The 4,645-nt window shown below is 64.8% G+C and carries 7 protein-coding genes; 1 reads left to right on the top strand and 6 read right to left on the bottom strand.

The window, feature by feature from the left end:
• From AUC71_RS09745 to AUC71_RS21175, 4 genes are all read right to left on the bottom strand, one after another.
• A partial coding sequence (locus AUC71_RS09745) for an ABC transporter permease (RefSeq protein ID WP_141701588.1) occupies positions 1-204 on the bottom strand: 204 nt, incomplete at its 3' end.
• Positions 204-932 carry an ABC transporter ATP-binding protein gene (locus AUC71_RS09740; protein WP_069624111.1) on the bottom strand — a complete coding sequence of 243 codons (729 nt, stop codon included), beginning with the start codon at positions 930-932 and terminating at the stop codon, positions 204-206. The genes AUC71_RS09740 and AUC71_RS09745, both read right to left, overlap by 1 nt.
• A 55-nt stretch (positions 933-987) precedes the next feature.
• The gene (locus AUC71_RS21180; protein ID WP_244500885.1) at positions 988-1,596 is read right to left on the bottom strand and encodes an efflux RND transporter periplasmic adaptor subunit; all 609 of its coding nucleotides are present in this window, start codon (positions 1,594-1,596) and stop codon (positions 988-990) included.
• Positions 1,551-2,240 (bottom strand): efflux RND transporter periplasmic adaptor subunit, encoded by a 690-nt coding sequence (locus tag AUC71_RS21175; RefSeq protein WP_244500884.1) that lies wholly within the window; start codon positions 2,238-2,240, stop codon positions 1,551-1,553. The genes AUC71_RS21180 and AUC71_RS21175 overlap by 46 nt, the downstream gene beginning before the upstream one ends.
• A 256-nt stretch (positions 2,241-2,496) precedes the next feature.
• Here AUC71_RS21175 and AUC71_RS19480 point away from each other — a divergent pair, with 256 nt between their 5' ends.
• A complete protein-coding gene (locus AUC71_RS19480; RefSeq protein WP_158007784.1) occupies positions 2,497-2,640 on the top strand; it encodes a hypothetical protein in 144 nt (47 codons plus the stop codon).
• Between the two features lie 67 nt (positions 2,641-2,707).
• Here the strand turns inward: AUC71_RS19480 and AUC71_RS20290 are convergent, their stop codons facing one another.
• The gene (locus tag AUC71_RS20290; protein ID WP_204376699.1) at positions 2,708-2,932 is read right to left on the bottom strand and encodes a hypothetical protein; all 225 of its coding nucleotides are present in this window, start codon (positions 2,930-2,932) and stop codon (positions 2,708-2,710) included.
• Positions 2,932-4,645, bottom strand: a 1,714-nt coding sequence (locus AUC71_RS09725) for a plasma-membrane proton-efflux P-type ATPase (protein WP_204376698.1), incomplete at its 5' end; no start/stop codon positions are given. The genes AUC71_RS09725 and AUC71_RS20290, both read right to left, overlap by 1 nt.

Genomic DNA, 4,645 nt, shown 5'->3' with positions numbered 1-4,645 from the left:
GCCCCATTGCCCAGGGCGGATGAACAGCACATTCGAACCAAGCTTGGCCATCTCCTCCTTGACCTTCTCGGTGGTGCCGTTGCCGATCGTGACCATGGCGATCACGGCGCAGACACCGATGACGATGCCAAGCAGCGTCAGAAAAGAGCGTAAGGCGTTGCGCCGGACGGCCTGCACCGCGAGTTTCAGGGTCTCGTAGAACATCAGGCCGCCTCCTGCGCACGGCTGTCGCTTGCGATGCGCCCGTCAAGGAAATGCACGACGCGGCCGGCATATTCGACCATCTCCGGCTCATGGGTGACCATGAGGATGGTGATCCCCTGCTCACGATTGAGCCCGACGAGAAGCTCCATGATCTCGTGACTGGTCTTGGTGTCGAGATTGCCGGTCGGCTCGTCGGCCAATAGCACCGCGGGGTTAGTGACAATGGCCCGCGCGATGGCGACGCGCTGCTGCTGGCCTCCGGACAATTCACCGGGGGTGTGCCGCGCCCTGCCTTGGAGACCGACGCGCTCCAGCGCCTCCATGGCGAGCGGCCGGCGTTGGGCATGGCGCATGCCGCGATAGATGAGCGGAAGCTCTACATTCTCAACCGCGGAGGTGCGGGCCAGCAGGTTGAAACCTTGGAACACGAAGCCGAGATAGTTCCGCCGCAGGAGCGCACGTTGCTTCCGGTCGAGCCCGCCCACGTCTACGCCCTTGAACAGATAGGCGCCGGTCGTCGGTTGATCGAGGCAGCCGATGATGTTCATCGCGGTGGACTTGCCGGAGCCGGACGACCCCATGACCGCGGCGAACTCACCCTCGCCGACGGCGAGGTTCACGCCGTCGAGCGCACGCACTTGCGCATCCCCTTGCCCGTAAATCTTCGTGACGTCACGCAGCGCGATCAGCGGCGACGCATTCGCCCTAAACGGCTTGGTCACCGGCATCACCTGGCGGCTTCCGTGTCGACGATGACCGCTTGGCCGGGGGTAAGCTCGCCTTTTACGATCTCGGTGCGCTTGCCGTCCGTCGCGCCACGGTCACGGCCATCTCTTGCGGATTTCCGTCGCTCAGGACGCAGACCTTGCGTTCCGCGCCCGTCGGCTCCGAGGGACTACTCGGCCTGCGCATGCGCGGCGGCCCAGGCATCAGCTTTTGCAGGAAGTTCCGTTTGTCCACCGCTTCGCCGCTCGGCGGCGAAAAGCGCAGCGCCGCGTTCGGCACGGTCAGCGCGTCCTGCACGTGGGCGACCACGATTTCCGCCGTTGCCGTCATGCCAGGCCGCAAGAGCAGCTCGGAATTGTCCGTCGTGAGAACGGCCTTATAGGTGACAACGCCTTGGACCACTTCGGAGCCGTAACGCAGCTCCCGAATCTCGGCGGTGAACGTTCTGTCGGGATGGGCATCGACCGTGAAGCTCGCCTTCTGCCCTTCACGCACGCTGCCGACGTCGGCCTCATCCACGTCGACCTGAACCTCCATCTTCGTGAGATCCTCGGCGATGGTGAACAGCACCGGGGCTTGCAGCGATGAGGCCACGGTCTGGCCCGGCTCGACGACGCGGCTCAGGACCACGCCCGTGATGGGCGAACGAATGACGGCCTTCTCCAAATTCGTCTCGTTGAGGGCAAGGTCGGCGGTGGCCGCGGCGACGTCGGCCTTGGCGCTTTCCAGCGCGGCGAGTGCCCGTTGATGCCCGCTTCGGCGGTCTCCAGCTGCTGCGCGGCCCCCACTCTCCTAGTGACGAGCTGTTGCTGGCGCTCCCGCTCAAGCCGCGTTTCAAGGACCGTCGCCTCGGCCTCGCTGACCTTGGCTTTGGCGGCCTGGAGCTTGGCCCTCGAGCTGTCTACCGTCGACGACAGCTTGTCGGTGTCGAGCTCGGCCAGCGTCTGCCCCGTGGTGACGGCGCTGTTGTAGTCCACAAGCACGTTGCGCACGATGCCGGAGAGCTCGCTCGAGATCTCGACCTCGTTGGTCGGCTGCACGGTCCCCGTGGCCGTGACCGCAACGGTGATGGCGCCCTTGGTCACCGGCTCGGTGACATAGCGGGCGCCGCTATTGGAGCCGCCGGTCCCGAAAATGGCGTAGAGGAGCACCGCCACGCTCGCGAGCGCCGCGAGGACGAGCTTGGGACGGTAGCGCCCGAGCGTAGCTTTCGGCTTGTCTAGGCCGAGCACGGCCTCGATATCAGCCTCGACCTTCTCGGCCCTGACCGTCTCGGCCCTGACCGTGTCGGCTTGCACAAATTCGTTCATCCCGACCCTTCTTCCTTCTCGGGGGCGCGTCCCTTGGGCGCGTCCATGGGCCCGCCCGTCGCGGTCCTCGACGCGTCCTCAAGTTAGGGCGGCAAATCGCGCATTGCTGGAGATTTTTGTAACGAAACAGCGCGTTTCGGCGCCCCGGAAACGTTTCGACACAAATCTCCTGCGCGCGAAACATTGGGAAATGCCGCAGCCCAATCCCGGCAACGATCCGGCGCTAGCCTCTGCTGCAGATCAGGAGGATTCGCCAATGAATGTCGATCTTTGGGTTGCCGCGCTGCGCATCCTAGCCGCCGTGCTGGCGATCAGCGTCTTCTGGCCGAACCTCTTTGAGCCGCGGCGCTGGGCGCGCCGCCTGGACACGAAGGCCGACACGAGGAGGGCCACACGATGACACTGTTTCTTTGGACCATGGCGCTGACGTGCTGGAGCACCGCCGCTTTGCTGGTCGTCTCCATGATCTACCCCCGACCTGTTCCGGTGGGTCCGCCTCGGCGGCCATGATAGCGCCGACAGGGGTTGTCAGGCGCCGGCCGGCGCCGCAATCGCCGAGCGCTGAGAGAGAACCGGCGCGCCTTGGGATCGAGGATGCGGTAGCCGAGTAGCTTCACACCATCGTTGATCAGGAACCAGACCAGCGCGTAGCCCCAAACGAAGAGCGCGAGCTCCCAGCCGAGGGCCGGCATCAGCAGCCCATAGACCGCGAGGATCGTCGCGAGCGCTGCGTGCCGAACACGGCGACCACGAGAATAGGCGCCGGGGCGATCGACCAGAACGGTCCGCGCGTGCGCGTGACGAAGATGTTCAGGTGTCCCGCCACCGAGAGCTTCAGATACATGAGCGTCTGGACCACCTCGCGATCCAGATGCAACACGCGCTCCCCGATATAGAACATGCCGAATGAGGCGATCACGCCCGCAAGGCCGAGCATGGTCGAGATGCCCAGCACGCGGTGCATGTTCCAGGCTTCCGGCTTCGGCGCGGGACGCACATTGTCGTAAGCAATGGATAGGATGGCGCCGTCATTGAGCAGCGCCAGCAGCACGATCATGATCGCGGTGACGGGATAGAAATTGAATACGAGGATGGCCAGCGTCATGAACAGGAGGACGCGAATGGTCTCGGCGATGCGATAGATCGCGTAACTGTTCATGCGCTGGAAGATCTTGCGCGCTTCCTTCACCGCGTCGACGATGACCGTGAGACCCGGCGTGAGCAGCACGATGGCGGCGGCGGCGCGGGCCGCGTCGGTGGCGCCGGAGACCGCAATGCCGCAATCGGCTTTTTTCAAGGGCGGCGCGTCGTTCACGCCGTCGCCCGTCATGCCGACGATGTGGCCGTGCGTCTGCAGCACGTCGATAATGTGGAATTTGTGCTCGGGAAACACTTGCGCGAAGCCGTCCGCGGTCTCGATATCGTGGTCGAGCTGCGCCGTTTGATGCGCTTTGGTATCGCCGAACATGCTCGCGTCGAGGATGTTGGTGCCGAGCCCGAGCTGGCTCGCGATCTCCTTGGCGATGGCGATCTGGTCGCCGGTGATCATCTTGACGTCAATGCCAAGCTCCTCGGCCGCGGCGATCATCTCCTTGGAGTCCGGGCGCGGCGGATCGTAGAGCGGCAGCACGCCGAGGAACTGCCAATCACCCTCCCCTGACGTTTTGGCGACGCCGAGCGCCCGGTAGCCGCGCTTGGCAAGCGCTTCGGTCGCCTGATTCACGTCGTCACGGACCTGGTCCGCGTTGCGCGCCAACGCAAGAATGACCTGCACGGCGCCCTTGGTGACCTTGAAGCTCTTTCCGTCGGTCGTCTTTACCGTCGCCTCGGTGCGTTTGTGCACGGGGTCGAAGGGCTGGTAGTGCGTGATCTCGAAGGTCTTGAGCGCAGCCTGGTCCTTGACCCCGGCGATGACCGCCATGTCGATGGTGTCCTGGTCCTCGGCGCGGGAGGCAAGCGCGCCGTCGAGCACCAGGTCGTCGCGCGAGACCTTGCCGACGCAAACCGGATCGCCGAGCGTCAGCTTGTTCTGGGTGAGCGTGCCTGTCTTGTCGGAGCACAGCACGTCCACGCCGGCCAGCTCCTCGATGGCGGCGAGCCTGCTGACGATCGCTTGCTTGGCGGCAAGCCGGCGCGCCCCCACCGCCATGGTCACCGACAACACCGCGGGCATGGCCACTGGGATCGCCGCCACGGTCAGCACTAGCGCGAATTGAAGCGTGGTCATGACCGGATCGCCGCGGAACATGGCGACGACGAAGATCAGGGTCACCAGCGCGATGGCGATCACGATCAGATAATCGCCGATCTTGAGCACGGCGCGCTGGAAATGGCTGACCGTGTGCGCCTCCTCGACGAGCGCCGCGGTCTTGCCGAAGAAGGTGTTCCCGCCCGTGGCATAGACC

The sequence above is a fragment of the Methyloceanibacter marginalis genome, assembly GCF_001723295.1.
Classification (GTDB): Bacteria; Pseudomonadota; Alphaproteobacteria; order Rhizobiales; family Methyloligellaceae; genus Methyloceanibacter; species Methyloceanibacter marginalis.
The sequence above is the reverse complement of the archived record's forward strand: the minus strand, read 5'-3'. Positions and strand labels throughout refer to the sequence as shown.